The sequence below is a fragment of the Candidatus Palauibacter sp. genome (assembly GCF_965213655.1).
Lineage (GTDB): Bacteria > Gemmatimonadota > Gemmatimonadetes > Palauibacterales > Palauibacteraceae > Palauibacter.
Window position 1 is genome coordinate 1794642 of sequence record NZ_CBDBZT010000003.1, and the last position, 22134, is coordinate 1816775.

The 22134-nt window shown below is 68.5% G+C and carries 22 protein-coding genes; 13 read left to right on the forward strand and 9 right to left on the reverse strand.

Annotated features, from left to right (window positions below):
- Nucleotides 1-54 precede the first annotated feature (54 nt).
- The 3 genes from ACOOGH_RS10095 to ACOOGH_RS10105 all read left to right on the forward strand — a co-directional run bounded on the left by ACOOGH_RS10095 (nucleotide 55) and on the right by ACOOGH_RS10105 (nucleotide 2410).
- A complete protein-coding gene (locus ACOOGH_RS10095; RefSeq protein WP_420448784.1) occupies nucleotides 55-765 on the forward strand; it encodes a TorF family putative porin in 711 nt (236 codons plus the stop codon).
- 485 nt (nucleotides 766-1250) lie between these two features.
- Nucleotides 1251-1598: a hypothetical protein gene (locus ACOOGH_RS10100; RefSeq protein WP_420448785.1), complete on the forward strand. Its 348-nt coding sequence runs from the start codon at nucleotides 1251-1253 to the stop codon at nucleotides 1596-1598.
- Nucleotides 1599-2047: 449 nt separating this feature from the next.
- Nucleotides 2048-2410 (forward strand): tetratricopeptide repeat protein, encoded by a 363-nt coding sequence (locus ACOOGH_RS10105; protein WP_420448786.1) that lies wholly within the window; start codon nucleotides 2048-2050, stop codon nucleotides 2408-2410.
- 788 nt (nucleotides 2411-3198) lie between these two features.
- Here ACOOGH_RS10105 and ACOOGH_RS10110 read toward each other — a convergent pair.
- Genes ACOOGH_RS10110 through ACOOGH_RS10120 form a run of 3 tightly spaced genes read right to left on the reverse strand, consistent with a single transcriptional unit; the run spans nucleotide 3199 to nucleotide 5130 of the window.
- Nucleotides 3199-3471: a PHP domain-containing protein gene (locus ACOOGH_RS10110; RefSeq protein WP_420448787.1), complete on the reverse strand. Its 273-nt coding sequence runs from the start codon at nucleotides 3469-3471 to the stop codon at nucleotides 3199-3201.
- A gap of 41 nt (nucleotides 3472-3512) precedes the next feature.
- Complete coding sequence (locus ACOOGH_RS10115) at nucleotides 3513-3815, reverse strand: hypothetical protein (RefSeq protein ID WP_420448788.1); 303 nt, start codon at nucleotides 3813-3815, stop codon at nucleotides 3513-3515.
- A 7-nt stretch (nucleotides 3816-3822) separates the two neighbouring features.
- On the reverse strand, nucleotides 3823-5130 hold the full coding sequence (locus ACOOGH_RS10120; protein WP_420448789.1) for a DNA polymerase Y family protein: 1308 nt from the start codon (nucleotides 5128-5130) through the stop codon (nucleotides 3823-3825).
- Between the two features lie 121 nt (nucleotides 5131-5251).
- Here ACOOGH_RS10120 and ACOOGH_RS10125 point away from each other — a divergent pair, with 121 nt between their 5' ends.
- The 3 genes from ACOOGH_RS10125 to ACOOGH_RS10135 all read left to right on the forward strand — a co-directional run bounded on the left by ACOOGH_RS10125 (nucleotide 5252) and on the right by ACOOGH_RS10135 (nucleotide 7932).
- Nucleotides 5252-5707: a DoxX family protein gene (locus ACOOGH_RS10125; RefSeq protein ID WP_420448790.1), complete on the forward strand. Its 456-nt coding sequence runs from the start codon at nucleotides 5252-5254 to the stop codon at nucleotides 5705-5707.
- Nucleotides 5708-6006: 299 nt separating this feature from the next.
- A complete protein-coding gene (locus tag ACOOGH_RS10130; protein WP_420448791.1) occupies nucleotides 6007-6555 on the forward strand; it encodes a helix-turn-helix transcriptional regulator in 549 nt (182 codons plus the stop codon).
- A 105-nt stretch (nucleotides 6556-6660) separates the two neighbouring features.
- Nucleotides 6661-7932 carry a hypothetical protein gene (locus ACOOGH_RS10135; RefSeq protein ID WP_420448792.1) on the forward strand — a complete coding sequence of 424 codons (1272 nt, stop codon included), beginning with the start codon at nucleotides 6661-6663 and terminating at the stop codon, nucleotides 7930-7932.
- A gap of 403 nt (nucleotides 7933-8335) precedes the next feature.
- Here the strand turns inward: ACOOGH_RS10135 and ACOOGH_RS10140 are convergent, their stop codons facing one another.
- On the reverse strand, nucleotides 8336-10921 hold the full coding sequence (locus tag ACOOGH_RS10140) for an alpha/beta hydrolase family protein (RefSeq protein WP_420448793.1): 2586 nt from the start codon (nucleotides 10919-10921) through the stop codon (nucleotides 8336-8338).
- Nucleotides 10922-11084: 163 nt separating this feature from the next.
- Between ACOOGH_RS10140 and ACOOGH_RS10145 the strand changes: the two genes are divergently transcribed.
- The 5 genes from ACOOGH_RS10145 to ACOOGH_RS10165 all read left to right on the forward strand — a co-directional run bounded on the left by ACOOGH_RS10145 (nucleotide 11085) and on the right by ACOOGH_RS10165 (nucleotide 15910).
- Nucleotides 11085-11606 (forward strand): YybH family protein, encoded by a 522-nt coding sequence (locus ACOOGH_RS10145; RefSeq protein ID WP_420448794.1) that lies wholly within the window; start codon nucleotides 11085-11087, stop codon nucleotides 11604-11606.
- A gap of 24 nt (nucleotides 11607-11630) precedes the next feature.
- On the forward strand, nucleotides 11631-12191 hold the full coding sequence (locus tag ACOOGH_RS10150) for a tetratricopeptide repeat protein (RefSeq protein WP_420448795.1): 561 nt from the start codon (nucleotides 11631-11633) through the stop codon (nucleotides 12189-12191).
- A 163-nt stretch (nucleotides 12192-12354) separates the two neighbouring features.
- Nucleotides 12355-13719: an aminotransferase class I/II-fold pyridoxal phosphate-dependent enzyme gene (locus ACOOGH_RS10155; protein WP_420448796.1), complete on the forward strand. Its 1365-nt coding sequence runs from the start codon at nucleotides 12355-12357 to the stop codon at nucleotides 13717-13719.
- A 42-nt stretch (nucleotides 13720-13761) separates the two neighbouring features.
- A complete protein-coding gene (locus tag ACOOGH_RS10160; protein WP_420448797.1) occupies nucleotides 13762-14181 on the forward strand; it encodes a DUF3224 domain-containing protein in 420 nt (139 codons plus the stop codon).
- A gap of 121 nt (nucleotides 14182-14302) precedes the next feature.
- Complete coding sequence (locus tag ACOOGH_RS10165) at nucleotides 14303-15910, forward strand: tetratricopeptide repeat protein (protein ID WP_420448798.1); 1608 nt, start codon at nucleotides 14303-14305, stop codon at nucleotides 15908-15910.
- 49 nt (nucleotides 15911-15959) lie between these two features.
- On the opposite strand, the gene ACOOGH_RS10170 is transcribed toward ACOOGH_RS10165, so the two are convergent.
- Complete coding sequence (locus ACOOGH_RS10170; protein WP_420448799.1) at nucleotides 15960-16721, reverse strand: hypothetical protein; 762 nt, start codon at nucleotides 16719-16721, stop codon at nucleotides 15960-15962.
- 145 nt (nucleotides 16722-16866) lie between these two features.
- Here ACOOGH_RS10170 and ACOOGH_RS10175 point away from each other — a divergent pair, with 145 nt between their 5' ends.
- Entirely contained in the window at nucleotides 16867-17589 is a 723-nt protein-coding gene (locus tag ACOOGH_RS10175; RefSeq protein ID WP_420448800.1) for a hypothetical protein, read from the forward strand.
- Between the two features lie 32 nt (nucleotides 17590-17621).
- The gene (glp, locus tag ACOOGH_RS10180) at nucleotides 17622-18872 is read left to right on the forward strand and encodes a gephyrin-like molybdotransferase Glp (RefSeq protein ID WP_420448801.1); all 1251 of its coding nucleotides are present in this window, start codon (nucleotides 17622-17624) and stop codon (nucleotides 18870-18872) included.
- A gap of 34 nt (nucleotides 18873-18906) precedes the next feature.
- On the opposite strand, the gene ACOOGH_RS10185 is transcribed toward glp, so the two are convergent.
- From ACOOGH_RS10185 to ACOOGH_RS10200, 4 genes are all read right to left on the reverse strand, one after another.
- Complete coding sequence (locus tag ACOOGH_RS10185; protein ID WP_420448802.1) at nucleotides 18907-19974, reverse strand: 3-oxoacyl-ACP synthase III family protein; 1068 nt, start codon at nucleotides 19972-19974, stop codon at nucleotides 18907-18909.
- A 75-nt stretch (nucleotides 19975-20049) separates the two neighbouring features.
- Nucleotides 20050-20778: a hypothetical protein gene (locus ACOOGH_RS10190; RefSeq protein WP_420448803.1), complete on the reverse strand. Its 729-nt coding sequence runs from the start codon at nucleotides 20776-20778 to the stop codon at nucleotides 20050-20052.
- A gap of 10 nt (nucleotides 20779-20788) precedes the next feature.
- Nucleotides 20789-21430: a hypothetical protein gene (locus tag ACOOGH_RS10195; RefSeq protein ID WP_420448804.1), complete on the reverse strand. Its 642-nt coding sequence runs from the start codon at nucleotides 21428-21430 to the stop codon at nucleotides 20789-20791.
- Nucleotides 21427-21942 carry an RNA polymerase sigma factor gene (locus tag ACOOGH_RS10200; RefSeq protein ID WP_420448805.1) on the reverse strand — a complete coding sequence of 172 codons (516 nt, stop codon included), beginning with the start codon at nucleotides 21940-21942 and terminating at the stop codon, nucleotides 21427-21429. Before ACOOGH_RS10200 ends, ACOOGH_RS10195 begins: the two co-directional genes overlap by 4 nt.
- Nucleotides 21943-22134 lie beyond the last annotated feature (192 nt).

Below are 22134 nucleotides of genomic sequence, written 5' to 3' on the forward strand. Positions count from 1 at the left end.
TTCGGCGGAGTCCATGCTCCGCACCCGGGTCACCATCGAGAGAGGAGAAGAATCGTGTCCGTAATCCGCACTGATTCGAATCGGTTCCGGGGCCCTGGCCTCGCCGTCGCGGCCCTCTTCGTCTTCGCCGCCCCCGTGTGGGGCCAGTCCGCCTCCATCGGGGCCGACGTCGTCAGCCGCTACGTCTGGCGCGGCGTCGACTTCGGGGAATCCATGGCGGTGCAACCGGCGCTCACCTTCGCGGCGGGAGGGCTCGAGTTCGGCGCATGGGGTTCGTATTCCATCTCCGCGTCGGGCGCCTCCGCGAACGAGAACGACCTCTGGGCGACCTACACGGTGACGGCCTCATCCGGCCTCTCCGTCGCGGTCGGCATCACCGACTACTACTTCCCCTCGCCCGACGCCGACGCCGGATTCGGGGACGGCGAGGCGCACACGGTGGAGATGTCGCTCGGCTTCACGGGTCCGGAGACTTTTCCGATCTCCCTTTTCGGCGGCCTGCTCACCGAGAGCAGCGTGCTGTACGCGGAGGTGGGCGTGCCCTTCGAGGTCTCGGGAGTGGGTGTCGGGCTGCACATGGGGTTCGTGGGCGGCGAGAGCGACTTCTACGGCACCGAGGGGGCTGCTCTCGTCAACGTGGGCATCACGGCGAGCAAGGACCTCGCGATCACGGAGACCTTCGCCGTGCCGGTGAGCGTCGCCTACATCCTGAATCCCGACCAGGAGCGCGCGCACCTCGTGTTCGGCTTCAGTCTCGCGCCCTGAGCACGCGGTGACGCGCAGGAGAGTACCGCGTGTGGCGAGACTGGGGCGGGCCGCCCCGCTCCTGCTGCTCTCTGCCTGTTCCCTGGCTCCGGGGCCGTCCCTTCCGGAGCCGGTGGCGTGTCCTGGTCGACGTGCCGCTTGACGCCGATGAGCCAAGGTGAAGACCTTCGGCGTGCCGCTCTCGGCACCTTGAGACGCCGGGCGGTGGAGTGCATCCAGACGTGGGCAGCCCCTTCGGTCGAGCGCGTGCGCACCCGTTCGTGGGCGGCAACCATGGCTGGTTGTGAAATGGTGCCGCATCCTTCGCCCGTGGTGGGACGGGATCCAGATACAGATTCGCGTCTACGATTCGACCGATTACGCCGGTGCAGTCGATTCCGTTGGCCAGCGGTCAACAGCGTGCTGTGCAGCCCGTGTCATGACGACAATCGCACTTCGATGACGGGCTACCGGTGCACGAAGGACAAACGCAACGGAGGCAGGCGATGAAACGGATCGACTGGCGAACGGCAGCGGCCGGGACACTCGTAGGCGTATTCGGCGGGTTCGCCGTCTCGGAGACGCTGGAGGAGCGGGTGGAGAAGCTGGAAGAACAGGTAAAGGTGTTAGCTGCGACCGAGTTGATTCTGAACGACCAATATTTTGAAGAGAAGATATGGAACGTCGCTCGATTCGCCCGCCTGAGGAACGCGGTATGCCGCGGAACTCTCCTCATCGCAGGCGCGGATCCCGATCAGATGCCTGAGGTTGTTGATATGTGCGAAGACCAGATGGATGCAGGTCTTGAGCGTGATGTCGAGCGTCTTCGTTCTACAGGAGGAAGCGACCCATGAGTGTCCACATACGATAATCACCTGACACCCGACCTCGCCGAGGTCAGCGCCACAGGCTGCGGTCTTCACCTCCTTCTTGGTTGACTTCTTCGGGGTCCTGAGCTTCCGGGTCCCCTTCTTGGACACTCGGTACGGCGTCCGCCCCTTCATGCCGCGGCCGCGGTGCGGACGGTTCCGGTTGTAGGTTTCGATGTAGGCGTCGAGATCCTCCTGAATCTCGCTGACCGACTCGTACCAAGTGGGCCGGGGCCCCAGTCGAACGGGTACATCGAGCGCTGATACCGAGCGTTGCCGACGAGCGGAGGCGTGGCAGGCCGATGGCGCAGTGGCTCAGGTGATCATGGGGGTTGACGAAGGCCCGCACCGGGCGGCACGGTGTGAATTAGCGGCAGTCCGGGTTGACCCTGTCGGCCGGGGCGAAGGCCGTTGACCGCAGGCGGGTGATGTGAATGCTTTCTCCCGCAACAGCCACGGTCATTTCGGCCGTCGCGGTGTTCTTGGGCACGCTGGCGGTTGCGCCGGCATATGCGCAGCAGGTAAACGCCCCACTCGTTGGAGTTGCCCCGGATAGCCTCGTAGCGCTGATCTCCGCCGCCGAACTGGGCGACGCCGACGCTCAGTACAACCTCGAGGTCATGTACTACTGCGGGGAGGGCGTGCCGCAGGATTACGCCGAGGCCGTCCGCTGGTACCGCGCCGCCGCCGAAAAGGGCTACGCCACCGCTCTGTTACACATCGGGGAAATGTACCGCAACGGGGAGGTAGTGCCGCATAGAGCTTGCGGCGGTCCTCCTTTGCGCCGTATGGCTTGATGGTGAACGCCCGCGGCACCGGAATGCGCGGCCGTCACGCTGACCGCTTGCGCCTGCTGCCTACGCGCCCGTGTAGCCGTGGTGCCGGCGTCGCGAGCTACGTCTTGCGGCGGGCTGCCGCCGATGTGCGCGACGGAGACGTTCCGGCGCGGGGGGGTGAAGCCGGACATGGTCGTCAAGCGCCAAGCCACCGACCTCGGGGCGGCTCGGTCACCCTCCACCTCCCTGGGGACTGCCGGGCAGAGAGCGGAGATGAGACCCGTGATGATCGCAGCGATGTGATCGGTTCGCCCGCTGCGCAAGGGTATTTTGCGGGTCCGAGTACGTCGGCTGACCCGCACGGGGGTGGTCCAGCCGTGTTCGTGACTCAACGCGGCACCGACGGAATGTGGATTGTGGGCGCTGGGGCACGCCTCCATCGACACCACGCAGCGCGGGCGGGCGGCGGCGGACGCCGGAGGAGCTTTCCCCGACTCAATTTCCGGCGGTATGCCCCCGACGCGTCCGTCCGCGCGCCGTGGACCTCAAGGCTCTCTGCCAAGTCGATCCCGATGATGCTGACCTCGTCCAATTGGATGCCTCCTCCCTCAAATGGTCAGCAAGTGCGAAGTACCATCTTGGCACATCGCGATGCCGGCGGGAGGGGGCGCCCACTCCATCGCTTACGTCCGGTCACCGCCACCAAGGGCCAATGGAACCAGTTCCCCTCGGCGGAAATAATGGTGGTAAGAATGCTCACACGGCGTCCGTAAATCACATACCAGAAACGGATTACGAAAGACTCGAAATCAGTCCGCGGGAACGTCTCCGGCAGCGGCAAACGGCGAGGCGAGGGTGAGTTCGGCGCCGGTGATCGGCTGCAAACCGTGGGCGCGGGCGAAGCGCGCGAACTCCATTGAGCCGTACAGCCCGTCGTGGTCGGTGAGCGCCAGCGCGGGATAGCCCAGTTCGAGCGCGCGCGCCGCGAGTTCTTCGGGCCGCGACGCCCCATCGAGAAAGGAGTAGGCCGAATGCGCGTGCAGTTCGACGTAATCGACGCCTCCGCAGGGCGTCACGCGCATGGGATGTCCAGCGGCGACCGGGCGTCCACCGGGCGGCTCTCCTACTCCGGCTGCAGGAACCAGCGATCCAGCATCAGATCGTGGTAGGCCGTGAGGTGGGCGCCGTTCTTGAGCACGATCGAGAAGTAGGCGCGCGAGATCGGTTCCCTCCACCACTCGTCATCGATCCGCCACTGGTCGAGCACCGCGCCGATCCGTCGCCAGCGGCCCCGGATCTCGAGGCTCACGGGCACCCCGGCACCGCCGAGCCGGACCCGCACCGGACGCGGCCGGTTGAGCGGACGCAGCTTCCCCGCGGGCGGCTTCCGCCTCCGCGATCTCGGCGCCGCGCCGGGTTTCGCCACGGGCTGCCTAACCGATTTCCATGAGCGCATGCCGGCGCTCGGGGAGCCGGGAGTCGGGCTCGAGTTCGAGCACCCGGAAGAGCGCGGCGCCACCCAGCCGCAGCCGCAGCATGCGCGCCGCGCGCCGGAAGGGCGGCAGAAGTTCCCCGTCCTTCGTCTCCAGTGAGCCGAGGACGCGGGGCGCACCTGCCTTCGGGTCGAAGAGCCCGGTCTGCGCGCTCGCCGGACCGAAACGGAAAAACTCGAGCCGCAGCGTCTCGACCGGGCGGCGGGGCCGGTCGAGCGCGATCCGCGAGCGCAGAAACGCCCCGATCCGGGCCGGCTCGCTCGTGGGTTCCCGCGCAATCGCGCGTATCGACCAGGAGCCGCCATCCTCGAGGCTCGCCGACACCCGGAGGCCGCGGACGCTCTTGCCCCGCCGCCGCGGATGATCGAGCGCGCGACCGATGAGCCGGTCGAGTGCGGCGTGCAGCAGTTCGAGCTGCCCGATCGGGCTCGGAAAGTCTAGCGCAACCCGGATCGGCCGGGCCGGCGCCTCCGGCCGCACACGGTCGATGCGCTCCCCTCTCGCCCAGGCGAGCGCCCGGCGCCCATCGGCCCCGAACTGCGACACGAGCGCCGGCTCGGGCATGCGCACGATCCCCGCCAGCCGCTCGACCCCGAGCCGCTTCAGCCGCCCGATCATGCGCGGCGACACCGGGAGCACATCGACCGGTTGCCGTGCCAAAAACGCGGCGAGATCGTCCGGCGCCACGCAGACGCCTGCGCCCGCCCGCCCGGCCCCCGCGGACCGAGCAGGCCCCGCGGATCGTGCCGCGACCCAGGCCGCGAACTTCCCCGGCGCGTAGCCCACCCGCGCGCTCGACGCGAGCCACGGCGACAGCGCCTCGAGCCGCGCCCGGAGCCCCGCGATCTGGCGCTCCGGCGGGCCGTACAGACGTTCGAGCCCGTCGACCCCCACGAAAAACCGCCCCCGGTCCGCCGACCGCTCGACGACCGGACTCCACCGCCGGAGGCCCTCCAGGATCCGTTCGGACGCCGCGTCGTGAAAATCCGGGTCCGGGTCGCAGAGGACGAGCGAAGGACAGAGTGCGACTGCCTGCGACACGATCATCCCCGGCTCGACCCCGGACGAGGCCGCGACCGAACACATCATCTCGATGCGGCGCCGGTCTCCCGTCGTCGGCAGCGCGAGCGGCTGGTCCGCGAGCGACGGCGTCCGGATCCGCTCCAGTTCCAGCTCGAATCCCGGCCACCAGAGGCAGAGCGCCATCCGGCTCCCGCGACCTGCGTCTCGACCGGCGCCGTAGCCCATGAATCTCCCAAGAAAACCGAATAAAAACCGAATATCGGGCCGGCTAATCTAGACAGTTCAAAACGGGATGCAAGAGCCTGGACGCGTCGCTGACCGGGCCGACGCCGGATACCTTCGACCCATGAACCGGGAGCTTGAGACAGGAGAGGCGATTACGCCGAAGAGCTGGGCGGCATTCGTGGCCCGCACGATCCTCGGCCTCATCTTCTTCATGGCGGGGTTCTGGAAGGTGTTCGAACTCGGCGCCCTCCAACACGCGCGCGGCATGTTCGTCGAGTCCTACGCCGACACGTTCCTCCCCGCCTGGTCGCTCTGGGCCACGGGGGTCGCGATTCCCTTCGTGGAACTGGCGGCCGGCGCGCTCATGCTGCTGGGCTGGCAGCGCCGGATCGCCGCGCTCTCACTGGGCGGCGTCCTCATCCTCGTCACCTTCGGCCACCTGCTCGCCGAGCCGCTCTACGCCTTCGACACGCATGTGATCCCGCGCACGCTGCTGCTCGTCATCGTCCTCATCCTGTTCGAGGACGACCGCCTCAGCCTGGACGGCTGGCTGGCGCGCCGCACCGCCCCGGAATGACCGCCGACCGCCCCGTTGATACGGTGTTGACACGACGCAACACCGTGGGGCATGATCAGGCTCCGGAGGCATCCGAAAAAGGACATCGAGAAGGCGCTGGCCATCGCCCGCAAAGCCGGGTGGACCGTCATACCGAAATCCTCCGGGCACAATTGGGGCGTGATGAACTGCTCGGCGACCCGGACGCGCCACTGCCGGATGTCTGTCGCGTCGACACCACGCAATCCAGGCGATCTTGCCAGCAGGATCCAGAGAATTGTGCGCCAGTGTCCTCACGGAAAACAACAAGAAGTCGAGCGATGAAGATTCAAAGTTTCACCTTGATCGTTGAAGGCGTGGACATCCATGAGCCGGACGTGTTCAACGCTCTCTACGAAGCCGGCTGCGATGACGCCCTGATTGCAACAACGAACGGAGTCCAGGTCATGGACTTCGGACGCGAAGCGGCGAGCCTTTACGAGGCGATCTCCTCGGCGATCGCGAATGCCGAATCGGTCGACGGTCTCCGAGTGGTTCGGATCGCGGACCTCGACCTCGTGTCGATGTCCGAAATCGCGGCTCGGGTCGGGCGCTCGCGCGAGTGCGTCCGGCTGTGGGTGAACGGAAAGCGCGGGCCGGGCGGATTTCCGGCGCCTCTCAACAGTCCTCACGACCGGTACCGGTTCTGGCGCTGGTCCGATGTGGAAGGCTGGCTGAGGGGAGTCCTCGGAGGCGAACCGTGGTCTTCCCAGGATCATCTTCGGGCGGCGATCAACGCGGCGCTCGAACTCCGCCACCACTTCCGGCAACTCGACCCACAGGACCGCCCCGACCTGCGCGCGCTCGCAGGGTCCGTCCTCGGCGCCTGACCCGCCGCGTCCTCGACGACCGACCCGCCCTTTCCCGGGCCCACGCGCGGAACCAAACCACGGCTCGTCGGTCATATCCCCGAGGATCTTCACAGGGAGCGAGACATGAGCGGAGCCACACGGAGCACGAGAAGAACCCTGAACGCGCTGGTGTCGGTCGCGGCTGCGGGCCTGACGCTCGTCGCGACGGCCGACGCCCGCCAGCAACCGGGGCGCGCCGGCGGGGTCACGACCAGAGAGACCCTGCCCTCGGGGGTCGAGCGCGTCATGAACGTCCTTCCCGGCGATCCGGTTCCGACCTGGACGCTCGTCGAGGATCTGCGGGTCGGATCCGTCGACGGAGACGGGCCCGATGTCTTCGGCGAACTGAGGGGGCTGGTCGTGCTGCCCGCTGGCGGATTCGCGGTGCTGGACTCGCACGCGCAGGAAGTCCGCGTGTTCGCGGCGGACGGCTCGCATCGCGCCACCTACGGGGGGAACGGAGAAGGTCCCGGGGAGCTCCGCGATGCGCACGGACTCATGCTCGACCCGCACGGCCGTCTCTGGGTCACGGACCCGTCCAACAGCCGCCTGTCGGTATTCGATCCGGAGACCGGGTTCGTGGAGTCCTTCCGCCACAACTTCGACTTCTACGCCTACATCTTCATGGGAACCATGACGGCGGATGGCCGGATAGTACGCCCCAACCTGCGGCCACCGGGTTTCAACATCTACGACCTGAACATGGAACTCGTGAAGTCGATCTCGCGGCCGGCGCCGGAGTCCGGCGGGCTGTCGGCGCGGGAGGCCGCACAACAGGGGGAAGACGCCACTCCCGCCGGCTTCGCCTGGGAGTCCCGTGACGGGAGTCGCGCCGGCTTCATGGGGGTTCCCTTCTACCCTCGCGGCGTCCAGTACTACGATCGCGACGGGACGGTCTGGTCGGGCGCGCACGAGACTGACCCGGCCGGCTATCGCATCGCCCGGAGGCACCTGGCCGGAGACACGACGCTGATCGTGGAGGCTCGGAAACCTCACATCCCCGTCTCGCGCGAAGAGCGGGACGCGGCGATCGAGGGGATCCGGGAAAGCCTGCGGGAGCAGGGCGCCGACACCGACCGCGACTGGTCGAAGATCCCCGACGTCAAGCCCTCCATCGTCAACCTCTTCACCTCGGCGGAAGGCGATATCTGGGTCCGCGTCCCTTCGACGGGCGAGGAGGCGACGTGGGACGTCTTCTCGGCGGACGGGACCTATGCCGGGACGGCGACCTCTGCAGCGCTCAATGCCCTGCCCTTCTTGCCGCCCATCGTCCGCGGCGACGAGTTCTGGGCCATCGTCACCGACGCGCTCGGTGTCCAGTACGTCGCACGGGCGAGGATCACCCCCTCCGGCTGAGGTGCGAGGTAGCAGAACGCTTACCTTGTTGCGACAAGGAGATTGTCGTCGAACTCGTCTGGGTCCTGGAACGAGCCTACGGGGTTTCCCGCAAACGCATTGCGACGATCCTGCAGGAACTCGTGGCGACGCAGAATCTCGTCATCGAGGCCGCGGACGATGTGGCCCGAGCCGCCCTTCGCTACCAAGCGGGAGGCCCGGGATTCTCGGATCTGATGATTGGTTCAGCGAAAGCCAACTCTCCACGGTGGCAGGATCGGCCCACGGCGAGGCGCCAACCGCCGCGAGGCCGGAACCCTCTGGCCAGGGGGTGACGCCCGGCGAACTCCATGACGGCTTTGAAGGCGGTGAGCACCGTAGGGTCCGCCTCGGCGCCGATGGAAAGCAAGCCAGGTCCACTCACCTACTCTCGTCCGGCGTCCGTCGTCGTGCGCGCATCGCCCTCACTCGTGCCCTTCACGTAGCGGTCGAACCAGTCGATCCAGCGCGCCCACATGTCGAGGTTGTTCTCGATCGCGCGCGGCGTGTGCGACTCGAAGGGATACTCGAACAGCGCCGCCGTCTTCCCGAGTCCCGTGAGCGCCTGGATCATGCGCCTCGACTGGATGGGATAGGTGCCGGAGTTGTTGTCGTCCGCCCCGTGGTACAGGAGGAGCGGCGTGTTGATCTGGTCCGCCTTGAAGAACGGAGACATCTCCATGTAGATGTGCGGCGCCTCCCAGATGTCGCGCGGCTCGGCCTGGAAGCCCATCGGCGTGAGCGACCGGTTGTAGGCCCCGTCCCCCGCGATCCCCGCCTTGAAGAAGGGCGTGTGGGCGAGGAAATTCGCGGTCGCGAAGGCGCCGTAGCTGTGTCCGCCGTGCCCGATGCGGTCCATGTCGATGACGCCGAGCGCATCGACCGCGCGCATCGCGGCGTACATCCCGTCCACCATGTTCGCGATGTAGTAGTCGTTGTAGTTCTCGCCCACGATCGGGATGTCGGGGTAGACGAGCGCGTATCCCTGCGTGAGCCAGATGTCCGACCAGCGCAGCCAGGTCACGTTCGTGTACGCGTTGTGGTTCCGCGCCCGGATCGTCGCGTTGTCGAAGTCGTCCTCGCTCCGGTACTCGCGGGGATAGGTCCAGAAGATGGCGGGCACCCTTGTCCCCTCGACGTAGTCGACCGGCAGCGACACTCGCCCCTGAATCTCGAGACCGTCCCGACGGCTGAACTCGAAGTCGATGCGGCGCGCGGCGGTGAGCTGAGGAAACGGATCCACGTTCCGCGTCAGGTTCTCCATCCCGCCGTCCCGGCTCCACAGGTAGCTGTCCGGGAACGTGTTCTTCCCCTCGCGGCTGACGACCATGCGCTCCAGATCGGCGTCGAGCGGCACGAGCGGCTGGTCGAAGCTGTCGCGCGACCCCTCGAACATGCGTTCGGTGGAACCGTCGGGGATCGACAGCCGGTCGACGAAGGGCTGCGGCCGGAAGTCCTCCTTCAGACCGTCCCCGCGCAGATAGGCGTTCCCCCCATCGGAAGACACCCACGCGTACTCGATCCCGTTCCCCGCTCGGGCGGTGAGAAGGTCGCCAGGGAGTTCGAGCGCGTCGCCGGGATCGTGGAGGGGGACGAGGGTGTGCCCCTCCGGATCGTTCCCGCCCAGCCCGTAGTGCACGAGCGCGGCGTCGCCGTCCCGCCGCACGTCGGCGAAGGCGTGGCGGCCGTCCGCGGAGTAGGTGACGCCCGAGATCCGGTCGTCGCTCGTCGCCACGACCTCCGCGTCGCCGTCGCCGAACGGGGCGCGCAGCAGCATGATCCGGTCGGGACGATCCTCGTCGCCGTCAGAGCCTTCCCCGCTCTCGGCGTCCCCTCCGGCGGGAGCGCGGTGCAGGTAGGCGATGCCGCTCCCGTCCGGACGCCATGACCATGCGCGCGGGTCGTTGCCCCCTCCCCCGCCACCCGGACCGCCGCCACGCCCACCTTCGCGCAGTTCACGCTCCTCCAGCGTAGCGAGCACCTCGCCGCTCTCCACGTCCAGTACCTCGGTCACGCGCGGGAAGCTTGTGTAGCTCGCGATGTACGAGAAGGGCCGAGTGAGCCGCGTCCCGATCACGTGGTGCCCGTCGGGGCTCAGCGACAGCGACTCCCACATGCCCGGCTCCCCGATCGCTCGCGCGGGGCGGCCGGGCGCCAGTTCCACGATCTGACTGCGCGTGTAGTACTCGAACAGCTCCGCGCCGTGGGCGTCCTCGAGCAGGAACGGCATCGTGCGCGTCGGGGTGGCGCTTGCCCGTGTGTGACGGATCGTCGGTCCCGAGGGCAGCATGGGGGCCGGCGGCGCAGCCCCGCGGTCCGTCGGCGCCGCCAGTGTCAGGATCGAACCCGATGGTGTCCACTGCAGCATGCGCGAGGGCGCGGATCCCTGTCCCCGCGACGAGGTCCCGATCGTCGAGATCACGTGCGCGTCGCCGGCCGGCGTCACGCGCCCGTCGCCCGTGTCGGCGATCCAGACCTCCGTGCGTTCCTCGAGGTGGGCGAGGAAGGCGAGCCGCGAACCGTCCTGCGACCACATCAGGTCGCTGAGGTAGACGCCAGCGGGAAGATCGACATCGGTGAAGCTGCGCTCGCTCAGCGAGTAGAACCGGAGCCCGTAAAGACCATAGATGTCGAGGTGCCACGGGCGATCCGCTCGCGCCCGGATCTCGAGCATGCCGAGACGCAGCGTCTCCTCCCCGACCTCCGCCAGCGTCCCCAGTTCGGTCGAGAGGGGGATGACGAAGTGGTCGCCGTCGGGGCTCATGTGGTCCAGCGTGGCGTAGTTCGGGTCGGTGGCGAAGAGATCCTGCACGGCTTGATCCGGCAGGATGTACCCTCCCGGGATATCCAGCCCGGAGGCCGCGTCGTCCGCCTCCCGAGCCTCCTGGGCGTCGAGCGTCGCGGGCGGCGCCACCGTGAGGGCCAGCGCGAGCACGAAGGGGATGGGACGAAGGCCTCGGAAGTTCCGCATGGCTTGGCTCCTCGGGCGTAATGGGAGGGGCGAACGGTCAAAGCTGGAGCGCCGCGAGGACCCTCCGCAAGCGGCATGCGCGCGACGCCGGCCACGTTTACGTTGGCGGCGGGCCGCGGGCGGGCACCCCTCGCCTCGGTCCGCCCCGACACTGGAGGACACCGTGAGGCATCCGTCGCATTCACCCCACCGCCGCACACTGCCGGGCGCGTGCCTGGCCAGCGTCGCCATCTGGCTCGGCCTTGGCTGCCAATCGGCCGGCGCGCCGTTCACCGAGGCACATGCCGCAGCGATCCGCGACAGCGTGTCGGCGGCAATGCAGGAGTTTCGCGACCGCGGGAACGCGGCGGACTGGGAGGCCGCTGGCGACATCTACTCGAACTCCCCGGCCTTTCGGTTCTACGAGAACGGCGTCCTCCAGTACCGGAGCGCGGCGGATGTCCGGGCCGCACTCGGGGCGTTTCCCCCCGGCACACGGATCGAAACGGAGTACCGGGACACGGATGTCGTGGCGCTGGCGCCGGGACTCGCCCACGTCCGCGCCCGCTTCGAGAGCACGTTGACGGGTGCCGACGGGTTCGCCTTCGGTTTCGGCGGCGCCGTGACGATGATCTGGGCGCACGAAGCCGGCACATGGCGCATTCTCAGCGGCCACTCCTCTTCCCCCATCCCGCGCGGCGAATAGCGGAGACCGCGGGCGAACCCACCGATGATGGCAGCGGACCCGGGAGAATCGTTCCGCGACGCGGTCGAATCGCTCTTCCAGCGGGGGATGGCGGCGCGGCGAACGCACCGCCCTGCGGAGGCGCTGCGGCACATGAGAGCGGCAGTCGATCTGGCCCGCGCCCACGACGACCCCGCGGCCCTCGCCCGCGCCCTCCACGGCCAGGCGAACGTCGAACGCGACCGGGACCGCAACGAAGAAGCCCTCCGCCTCTATCGCGAAGCGGTCCGGCTCGGCCGGCAGGCGGACGACCCGCTTCTGCTCGCCCACATCGTGCGACACCTCGGCGACGTCCTGCGGGAGATGGGCGACCTCGAGAAGGCGGAGCCGTGCTATGACGAGGCTCTGGCCCTCTACCGGGCGCACCCGTCGGCGGACACGCTCGATCTTGCGAATGCCGTGCGACCGGCGGCCATTCTCCGCGAGGCGCTCGGAAAAATCGAGGAAGCCCGGGCGCTTTGGGAGGAAGCCCGCAACCTCTACCGAATGGCCGGGATCGAAGCCGGCGTGTCGGAGAGCACCCGCCGTATCGAGGGACTCGGCTGAGAGGGCGCGTCCGCGCGGACACACACGCCTGCCACGGGTATCGGGCTTCGCCCCGGCGCACCGTCATCTTGCCAGATTCGCACCTTTGGACCACCGTGAATCAAACGAGTGGTGGTCGGGCGCCACGACGCGCCTATCCGGAAGGTTGAAGGAGGAGTCGCAAATGCTGCGGAATCACGGGCTGAACCGTCGGGCGTTTCTCAAGAGCACAGGCGCCACCGCCGTTCTGGGCGCCGTCGGTGCGCGTTCGGTGCTGGCGAGCGAGGTGGCGGCCACCGATGTTGCCGCGGCCGGGCTCGGCGCCACCCCCGAGACGTTCGATTTCGATGAGGTCTACGACCGGCGCGGGACCGACTGCGTCAAGTGGGACCGGGCGATCGAACAGTTCGGGCCGGAACTCGAAGTCGGCATGGGGATCGCGGACATGGACTTCCGCGCCGCTCCGTGCGTTACGCAGGCGATCGCCGAGCGCAGCAAGCACGAGAACTGGGGCTACCAGCACCGCGACAGTTCGTTCACGGACGCGGTCGTGGCCTGGAACCAGCGCCGCTACGACCTCGACATCGACCCCTCGACGATCGTCTGGACGTCGGGCGTCCACCCGGGAATCATCGCGGGGCTGCACACCTTCGCTCCTCCGGGCAGCCGGGTCCTCATGACGACGCCCACCTACAACGGCTTCTACTCGGACCTTCGTTTCGCCCGGAACGTCGCCGAAGACAGCGAGATGAAGGTCGTCGACGGCATCTACGAGATCGACTGGGATGACTTCGAGCGCCGCGTGCAGCGGGTCCACGCCTTCATCCTCTGCAACCCGCAGAACCCGACCGGAAACTGCTGGTCGGCGGAGGACATGACCCGCATGGGCGAGATCTGTCTCGAGCACGGCGTGCCGGTGCTCTCCGACGAGATCCACTGCGATTTCGTGACGAAGGGACAGAAGTACACGCCGTTCGCCAGCCTCGACCCGAAGGTCGTCGACAACAGCGTCACCTTCAAATCCAACAGCAAGACGTTCAGCCTCGCCGCCAACAAGGTCGCCTGGTACTTCTCGACGAACCCCGCCTTCATGACACGCCTGCGCCAGTACACGCGCGCGGACCTCAGCACGCTGGGCATGTACGCCGCCCGCGCCGCCAACAACGAGGGCGATGAATGGCTCGACCAGCTTCTCGTCTATCTCGATGGTAACCACGACTACACCGAGGCGTACATCCGCGAGAACATCCCGCTCGTGAAGTACACGAAGGCGCAGGGCACCTTCCTCGCCTGGCTCGACATGAGCGAGTTGATGGACCGTATCGACGCGCAGGGGAAGGCGGATTACGAGAACCGGACGGCCGCGGTGCCGGTGTCTCCGGCGAGCGTGCTGCAGCGCTGGCTCGCGGAGAATGCGCGCATCTATCTGAACGCCGGGCCCAGCTACGGGACCGGAGGCGAGCGCCACATGCGCATGAACATCGCGACGTCGCGCACGCTCGTAGAACGCGCCCTCGACAACCTGTCCACCGCCGTGGCGGAGCTCTAGAGGAGAGGACCCGGCGGCAACGCGGCGGCAGAGAAGCCCGGCATGGCGCGCGCGGTCGCCTCCTTTGAGGTCACCGGCTGGGACCAGGGGAAGGCCGAGGCCGACGCCGGCGCCGCCGGTGGGCCGACGCTCTCCCACGCCACCGTCGTGAAGCGTTTCGGCGGGGACCTCGTGGCCGAGAGCGAGGCCCGGCTCCTCATGTGCCAGGCGGATGTGGCGGATATCGCCGCGGGAGCGGGATATATCGCCCGCGAGGTCGTGCGGGGGGCGCTCGGCGGACGGGAAGGGACGTTCGTCATGCAACACTGGGGGTTGAGCGCGAGCGGCCACGAGCAGACGGGCGGCCAGATCGTCCCGGGGTCGGCGACCGGCGATCTCGAAGGCCTGACCGGCTCGGTCAAGATCGCCGTGGACGGCGGCTCGCACACGCTGACGATCGACTACGATCTCCCGGACGCATGAGGCGGCGCGAGACGCCGTGACCCGGCGTTACGCCTTGCCGCGCGCTTCCGGTTTTGGCACCGTTACTCAATGCAATGCCGGACGAGTTGGGCCGGCGTTTCTTCCTGAGAGGGATAGTACGATGAAAAGATGGTCCATGATGCTCCCGGCGTTCCTCCTCGCAGCCATGCTGTCGACGGTTCCCGCGCCGGTCGAGGCACAGTTCGATGAGGTCGGCTCAATCACCTTCCCGACCTCGGCCACGGGCGAGGCGCAGCAGCACTTCCTCCGGGGAGTGGCGATCCTGCACAGCTTCGGCTGGAAGCAGGCGAGGGAGCAGTTCCACGCGGCGCAGGAACTGGATCCCGACTTCGTGATGGCGTACTGGGGCGAGTCGCTCGCCTACAATCACCCCCTCGTGTCGCAGATGGACCCGACGGAGCCGCGCAAGGCGCTCGAGAGGCTGGGCGCGACGCCGGCCGAGCGCATGGCCAAGGCGCCGACAGATCGCGAGAAGGGCTTCCTGAAGGCGGTCGAGATCCTGTGGAGCGAGGCCGACCACGTCGACCGGCGCGTAGGGTACATGGAGGCGATGCGCGACCTGTACGAGGCCCATCCGGAGGACCCGGAGATCTCGGCCTTCTACGCGCTGTCCCTCCTCAGCGCGACGGCGGCGACGCGTGATCTGAGCCAGCGCTGGAACGTGATGGCGGGGACGATCGCGCTCCGGCTGTTCAACGACAATCCGATGCACCCGGGCGCGGCGCACTACACGATCCACTCGTTCGACAATCCGATCATGGCCCCGCTCGCGCTGGACGCGGCCTACGCCTTCGCCGACATCGCGCCGGCGGTGTCCCACGCGCGGCACATGCCGACGCACATCTTCATCCAGCACGGGATGTGGGAGCGCGTGTCCGGCAACAACCAGTCCGCCTACAACGTGGCACAGGAGCTCTGGCAGCCGGGCGACCCGGTGGGCGACGCGGTGCACGCGCTCGACTGGGGCCAGTACGGCGACCTCCAGCGCGGCGACTACGACAAGGCGCGGCTGTGGATGGACCGGCTCGCGGACATGGTCGACAACGAGGGCTTCGGCACGGCGACCGGCGCGCGGGGGGCGGCCGGCATCGCGCGGGCGCAGGGTGCCGTCTCGCTCCTCAAGGCGCGCTACATCGTCGAGACCGAGCAGTGGGAGACTCTGCCGATCACGGAGGACTCCCCGGCGCACGAACTGCTCGCGACCGGGCTCAGCGCCCACCGCATGGGCGACCAGGAGACGGTGACCGCGGCGGAGGCCGCTCTGAAGGAGATGTCCGACGGCGAGGGCTACACCCACGTCATGCACAAGCAGGTCGGGGCGCTGCGGCACGCCGCCATGGGCCATCCGGACGTAGCGACCGGCCTCATGGACGAGGCCGAGGCGGAGGTCATGAGCATGGCGCCGCCGCGCGGTTCGGCGAGCCCGGTCAAGCCTCTGCACGAACTCTACGGCGAGTTGCTGCTCGAACTCGGGATGCCGGACAAGGCGGTCGAGAAGTTCGAGACCTCGCTGCTGCGGATGCCCAACCGGCCGCGTTCGCTGCTCGGCCTGGCCCGGGCGCACGCCGCCAACGGTGACGCGGTCCTCGCCGCCGAGGCCTACGCGAAGGTCGCGGATCTGTGGAGCGGCCTCGCGCACGCCGGCCTGCAGGAGGCCGAGGCCTTCCTGAACGAGGCGGAGGGCGAGGGGAATCAGGGGAACCGGTAGCGGCTCTCCACGTGCCCGGCCCCGCGGAGGGTCCCGGACCGGAGTCGGCTCAGTAGAGTTCGATCAGGTCCAGTATCGGGACCCCAAGTAGCGCCGACCGGCCCGTCCGGACCCTCACGAGCACGTCGAGGGTCTGGAGGGGCCGGAGTTTTTCCGCCGCCGCCAGCAGGTCGGAAGGGACGGCGACGTAGACCAGACCGTCGCCGGGATCGGGGGCCCGGGCGAGCAGGAAGGGCTCCCCCTCGTAGAAATCGATCCGCTCCGGCTCCGCCCGCTCCAGCGACAGAAACCGTACGGTCCAGCGGAGGCGCGCGCCGGCATGGTCATCCGGGTTCGCGCGCAGGGCCGCAGCCGAGACGCCGTCCAGAACGCCGGCTCCGTCACCGACCGCATCGCTCGCTCCGAGCGCGGCCTCCCGTACCCAGCCCACCCGGCGAATCCGGCTCCAGTCTCCACGTTCCTCCAGTCGGTCGACGAGGAAACCCTCGAGGAGCAGCCCCGTCACGGATCCCGCGGGCGCGGATCGGAGAGGCTCACCCCCCCGGCTGACAACGACGCCGTTGTGGCCCTCGCGCGTGGACGGCGCGATCGAGCCGGCCGCGACCCAGCCTTCGATCTCCACTTCCGCCCAGACCCCTTCGGTACGCTTGACGATGACCCGCGTGCGCTGATCGAGTTCGGCCAGCCGGCGGCCGTCCGCCGTCCTCCGGAAGACCTCGCCCTCGAGGACGACTTCGCGCACCTGCGAGGTGGCGGGCGCCGGTGCGTACACGCACAGCAGGACGCCCGGGAGGAGAAGCCGACGTCGCAAGCGACGCCGACAAGACGTTTTTCTGGTAAGGATCTGGTCCTCCACCTACATTCCTCGCGCCGCGACCCCGTCGTGAGACTCGTTCGGCGGGGCCGTTCCTGTTCCGGGATCCGACTCTCCAAGATATGGAATTCCAGTCAACCCAGTGTCAAACAAACTGATCTTCGTCATCGGACTCGCTCTGTTCGCCGCGGCCCCTGCGGCGCTCGAAGCGCAAGCCGAACGCATCGACTCGCCCTTCCGCTGGCGCGAGAAGGGGTTTCGCATCGGCTTCTTCGGAGGTCACCACGCGGGGAACCGGGGGCGGCTCGAGTTCGCGCAGGGGCCTACCCCGGTAGCGGGCGCCAGAATGCGCGTCCGGGCGTCGAGTCCGCTGTCTCTCGAGCTCGGAGCCACGTACGGCGCGGCGGACCGCTGGACGCTGGATATCCTCGATGAGGGCGGACCGATGGTCGTCGACACGGTCGCCGCCGGGTGGCTGCGAGCCGATGTGGGGGCACAGATCGGCCTCACCGGGGCGCGGACGTGGAACGGCTTTCATCCCTACGGGCTCATCGGCGCCGGCTTCGTGTTCGGCGTGAACGAAGGCGCTTCGGAATTCCTCGCCGACCAGGCGCTCGAGCCCTTCCGGTACGACATCTCCACCGCACCGCACATCTATGTGGGGCTGGGGTTCGAGATCTTCCCGTCCGAGACGATCGGGATCGGCTTCGAGGTCCGCGACTACCTCGTCCGCGTCACTTCTCCGGACGGATTCCTCTTCGGGACCACGCTGGACACTATCGAAGCCGCCGGGGCGACGGCGCCGCAGAGGACCGTGTGGGGCCACAACCCGGAGTTCAGCATCTCCATCTGGTACTACTTCTAGTGCCCGTGGCGAACCTCCGCGGCGGGCCGGGCATGAACGACGCGGACTGGGTCTCCTTCGACGAGGCCCTGGCTCTCGTGCTGGAATCCGTCTCGCCGCTGGAGACGGAACGCGTTCCCCTCTCCGCCGCCCTCGGCCGCTCCCTCGCAACCCGCGTCGAAGCGGTCGCCCCGCATCCGCCGTGGGACAACAGCGCCATGGACGGCTTCGCAGTGCGGATGGGCGAGGTCCGGGGCGCGAGCCCGGAACGCCCCATGGTGCTCCCGATCTCCGACGACATCCCGGCGGGCGCCTTTCCGCGCGGACCGCTGGAGCCGGGCTCCGTGGCGCGCGTGATGACGGGGGCGCCGGTGCCGGAGGGCGCCACGGGCATCGTGCGTGTGGAGCACACGGACGGAGGCCCGGACGGGCAGGTGAAGATCTTCGACGATGCGGACGGGGAGCGGCACATCCGTTTCCTCGGGGAGGACGTGAAGGCGGGGGACACGATGGTGGAGGGCGGCGAGGAGCTTGGCGCGGCGGCGGTGGCACTGCTCGCGTCGGCCGGCCTCGAGCACGTGGACGTGGGCCGGCGACCTCGTGTCGGCGTGCTCGCGAACGGAGACGAACTCGCGGACTTCGATGAGTTCGACGAGGTGCGCGCCGGACGGCGCATCATGAACTCGAACGGGCACGCGCTGGCCGCCCAGATCGCGGAGTCCGGGGCGGAGCCGGTGCCGCTCGGCATCGCCCGGGACGACCCCGCCGACCTGCACCGCTGTCTCGCTCGGGCGTCTTCTTGCGATGCGATTGTTTCGGCGGCCGGCGTGAGCGTCGGCGAGCACGACTACGTGAAGCGGGTCCTCGATGAACTCGGATTCGAGCGCTCGTTCTGGCGCTTGCGGATGCGGCCGGGGAGCGCGACCGTCTTCGGCCTCCTCGATGGCCGGCCGTTCTGGGGCGTTCCGGGCAATCCGGCATCGGCGCTCGTCACGTACGAGGCACTTGTGAGGCCGGCGATTCGCAGGATGGCCGGATTCGCGCGGCCCTGCCGCCGCCCGCTGCGGTGCGTCGCGGCCCACGATCTGCGCGGACCCCGCAACGTGCTCTCGTTCCTGCGCGTGCTCATCGGATCCACCGAATCGGGCGCCCTCGCCGCCCGCCTGAGCGGCCCGCAGGGCTCGGGCAACCTGGGGTCGATGCTGGCCGATGGGCTGCTGGCGGTCCCGGTGGGGACCGACGCCATAGCCGCCGGCGATCCGGTCGAGGTGATTCCGCTCAGGGAGTGGGCGAGTCCCGCCTGACGCAGGGCGAAATCTGCCGGCCGGGCCCGGCCGGCTAGATGCGAACGACCGCCGCGGCCATCGTGTAGCCGCCGCCGATCGACGTGAGGACGATCGTGGCCGGCTCCGGCACGGGTCCGTGTCTCCCGCGCATGACCTCATCGAGCGTCACGGCGACCGTGGAGGCCGACATGTTGCCACGATCCTCGATATTGTGGACCACGCGCCCCTTCGGAAGTTCCAGCCTCTGCTCGAGACCCCTCGTGATCCGCATGTTCGCCTGGTGCGGAATCACCAGGTCCACGTCCGACCAGTCCAACCCCGCCTTCTCGAGCGCCCGCTTACCGATCTCGGCCATCTTGACGACCGCGTTGCGAAGGATGCGCGGTCCGCCGTCCATGTGAAGGATCGGCACCCGGTCGTCCTCCTCCCGCCAGGCCTGCCCGACCAGGTACAGGGGATCGCGCGCGAACTCGCCCGATACGGCCGGCGGCCCCATTACGCCCGTATCCCCTTCGCAGCGTTCGAGCACGGCCGCCCCGGCGCCGTCGGCGAACACCACCGCCGTCCGAACGTCGGTGTAGTCGATGACGCGCGTCAGCGCATCGCCCGACACGACAAGCACGCGCTCCGCCATGCCGCTCACGATGGATGACCACGCCGCACCGACGCCGTACACGAAGCCGGCGCAGGCCGCGTTGATCGCATACCCGCCCAGCTGCGGGTTCCCGATCTCCTTCGCCACGCTGCACGCCATGTTCGGGACGTCGTCCGATGCCGACACGGAGGCGACGTACAGCATGTCGATCTCCGACGGCTCGCGGCCCGCCGCCTCGAGAGCGGCGAGTCCGGCGCGGGCGCACATGTCTTCCGTCGTCAGGTCGGAGCCACGCGCGATGTACCGGCGGGACTTGATTCCGGTCAGCTGGAAGGCCCAGTGGTCGAAGACCTCGGGACCCGAAAGGCGACCCGCTCCCTCGACGCCCTTGAGCGCGGATCGCGCCTGCTCGATGTCGAACGACTCGCGCAGGGTGCCCATCTCGAGGAGCTGGAAGTTGTCGAGGGTGTCGGGGGGCAGGTAGCTCCCCGTTCCCGTGACCGCCGCGGTCACTCTCGCTGCCAAGGGACGCCTCCATCGCTGTGTTCTCCCCCAGCAAGTGGAGGGGCCGAGAGTATACGGCAGGGTGCCTGAGCGTTGCTAGTGCTCTGTCGCCACGGACGTTGGAACGTCGGCGCGGGCGAGCAGGGACCTTCCCGCCGCCGAGCGGGCCGCGTCGGCGAGCGCCCGGGTCGGGCAGGGCCGCGTCGGCATGATGCGGGCGCATTCCCGCACGGTCGCGCGGGACCAGCAGGATTCCGCCTGCCCATCGCCGCACTCGCGCACGACCAGCTTCACGCTCGCCGGCAGGCGAAGTACGGCGTCGCTGTCAAATTCCTCGGACACCGCGTAGCGGACGAGATCCTCGGCGAGGCTCAACTCTACGCCCGCGTCCAGCAACTCCTCGAGTGAGACGATGAGGAGGGGGAAGTCGTCGGCGCGTTCGCGTCCAAGTCGAGTGAGTAGTGCACGCCCCACGCCGCGCCGCAGCGCATCGGCTGTCTTCTCGAGGGCGGCCGGCTCCGCGCGGGGGCCCACGACCGACACCGCTTCCCGCAACTCTGCGGCGAAGGTGTCGACCGCGTCGAGAACGACCTCCGGGGCCATCCCCTTGGCGACGCCCTCCATGGCCTTGTCGATGAGGAGGCCGCGGGGCAGGCCGTCCCGAACGCCGGCGTCTATGACCGAGAGCGTCCGAGCCGCGTACACGGCTCCGAGGTGGCGGCTGAAGCGGGCGCGGGGATCCTGACCCGCGAGCGGACCGGCCGCGAGAAGCACGGCGGCCAGGAACACGGCGCCGTGAGACGCGGCGCCACGGAAACGGCGCATGGCCGCCTGCCTAGGGGGCCAGCGAGCGGGCGCCCGCGCCGCCCGTGATGGCGATCACGGCGTTCTGGTTGCCGTACCCGTCCTCCACATACCGTTCCGCGTGCGGATCCGTGATCCAGGTCTCGCCGTCCACGAGGAACATGTACTTGTGCACGCCGGTGGGGAGCCTCACCCGACCTGTCCAGACGCCGGTCCCGTAGGGATCGGCTAGCGCGACCTCCGGCTGCCAGCCGTTGAAGTCGCCCGCCACATGGACCGATGTCGCGCCCGGAGCCTCCAGACGGAACTGCACATAGTGGACCTCTTCGCCCACGAGCGCCGTCGCCGCCCCCGCCGGCTCGGTGATCACGTTCTCCCGCGGCAGGAGGAAGAACAGCGCCAGCGCGGCGGCCGCCGCGAGCCCCAGCCACGGGCGGACGCGCACGGATCGGGGATGCACCCACCAGTCCAGGAGGCTCGACCAAGGCCGGCGATCCTCCTCGCGAACGGCGGCCATGACCCTCGATTCGAGTCCGACCGGAGCCCCCTGCACTCCCGAATCCCGCACATCCGACAGGAGGGCATCCCACCGTTCGGCTTCCCCGCGCAGCTCGCGCGAGAGTTCCGTTCGGTCGATCTCTCCATCCAGGTACAGCTTCAGATCGTCGTTCATCGGTAGTTCTCTAACAGCACCTGTAACTGATCCCGAGCCCGATGGACGCGCATCTTCAGCGCGGACACCGATGCTCCAAGTCTCTCCGCCATCTCGTCGTACGACCAGCCCTCGACATGCTTGAGGACGAACGCTTCACGCTGCTCGTCGCTCAGCGTCTGCAGGGCCCGGTAGATCTGTTCCCGTATTTCCGCCCGTTCCGCACGCGCTTCGGGGAGACCACGCGTCGCCGTGAGGGGGCCGGCCGCCTCCAGCGACACCTCCCGCCGGGCCCGCCCCTTCAACTGATCCTTGCACAGGTTGACGGTGATGCGAAACAACCAGCCCCCTACCCGATCCCGATCACGGCAGCGGTCGAGGCTTCGAAAACCGCGGATGAACGTGCGCTGCACGATATCCGCCGCGTCGTCCGCGCGTCCGGTCATGCGCTCCGCGTAACGGTACAGCACGTCCTTGTACCGGCGCACGAGCACTCCGTACGCCTCGCGATCGCCTTCCAGTACGGCGGTCACGACGTCCGCGTCGCTCGGTTCATCGTCTGGAACCCGACCCTCCGGCCCGATCCGAAAGATCTTCTCTTCGCGAATAAGACGACCCCTGCGGCTTTGCGGTCACTCGATCCGCCATCGGCCCACGACTCTCTCTAGTCATGATCAGGGCCGTCGGTTCCAACTTAGCGCAAGGCCGATCGCCCAACTACCTTG

Excerpts from the sequence above, each read along its gene's own strand:
- ACOOGH_RS10100 (WP_420448785.1), top strand. The coding sequence starts at position 1,251 with ATGAAACGGATCGACTGGCGAACGGCAGCGGCCGGGACACTCGTAGGC.
- ACOOGH_RS10105 (WP_420448786.1), top strand. The coding sequence starts at position 2,048 with ATGCTTTCTCCCGCAACAGCCACGGTCATTTCGGCCGTCGCGGTGTTC.
- ACOOGH_RS10110 (WP_420448787.1), bottom strand. The coding sequence starts at position 3,471 with ATGCGCGTGACGCCCTGCGGAGGCGTCGATTACGTCGAACTGCACGCG.
- ACOOGH_RS10120 (WP_420448789.1), bottom strand. The coding sequence starts at position 5,130 with ATGGGCTACGGCGCCGGTCGAGACGCAGGTCGCGGGAGCCGGATGGCG.
- ACOOGH_RS10125 (WP_420448790.1), top strand. The coding sequence starts at position 5,252 with ATGAACCGGGAGCTTGAGACAGGAGAGGCGATTACGCCGAAGAGCTGG.
- ACOOGH_RS10130 (WP_420448791.1), top strand. The coding sequence starts at position 6,007 with ATGAAGATTCAAAGTTTCACCTTGATCGTTGAAGGCGTGGACATCCAT.
- ACOOGH_RS10135 (WP_420448792.1), top strand. The coding sequence starts at position 6,661 with ATGAGCGGAGCCACACGGAGCACGAGAAGAACCCTGAACGCGCTGGTG.
- ACOOGH_RS10140 (WP_420448793.1), bottom strand. The coding sequence starts at position 10,921 with ATGCGGAACTTCCGAGGCCTTCGTCCCATCCCCTTCGTGCTCGCGCTG.
- ACOOGH_RS10150 (WP_420448795.1), top strand. The coding sequence starts at position 11,631 with ATGATGGCAGCGGACCCGGGAGAATCGTTCCGCGACGCGGTCGAATCG.
- ACOOGH_RS10155 (WP_420448796.1), top strand. The coding sequence starts at position 12,355 with ATGCTGCGGAATCACGGGCTGAACCGTCGGGCGTTTCTCAAGAGCACA.
- ACOOGH_RS10160 (WP_420448797.1), top strand. The coding sequence starts at position 13,762 with ATGGCGCGCGCGGTCGCCTCCTTTGAGGTCACCGGCTGGGACCAGGGG.
- ACOOGH_RS10165 (WP_420448798.1), top strand. The coding sequence starts at position 14,303 with ATGAAAAGATGGTCCATGATGCTCCCGGCGTTCCTCCTCGCAGCCATG.
- glp (WP_420448801.1), top strand. The coding sequence starts at position 17,622 with ATGAACGACGCGGACTGGGTCTCCTTCGACGAGGCCCTGGCTCTCGTG.
- ACOOGH_RS10190 (WP_420448803.1), bottom strand. The coding sequence starts at position 20,778 with ATGCGCCGTTTCCGTGGCGCCGCGTCTCACGGCGCCGTGTTCCTGGCC.
- ACOOGH_RS10195 (WP_420448804.1), bottom strand. The coding sequence starts at position 21,430 with ATGAACGACGATCTGAAGCTGTACCTGGATGGAGAGATCGACCGAACG.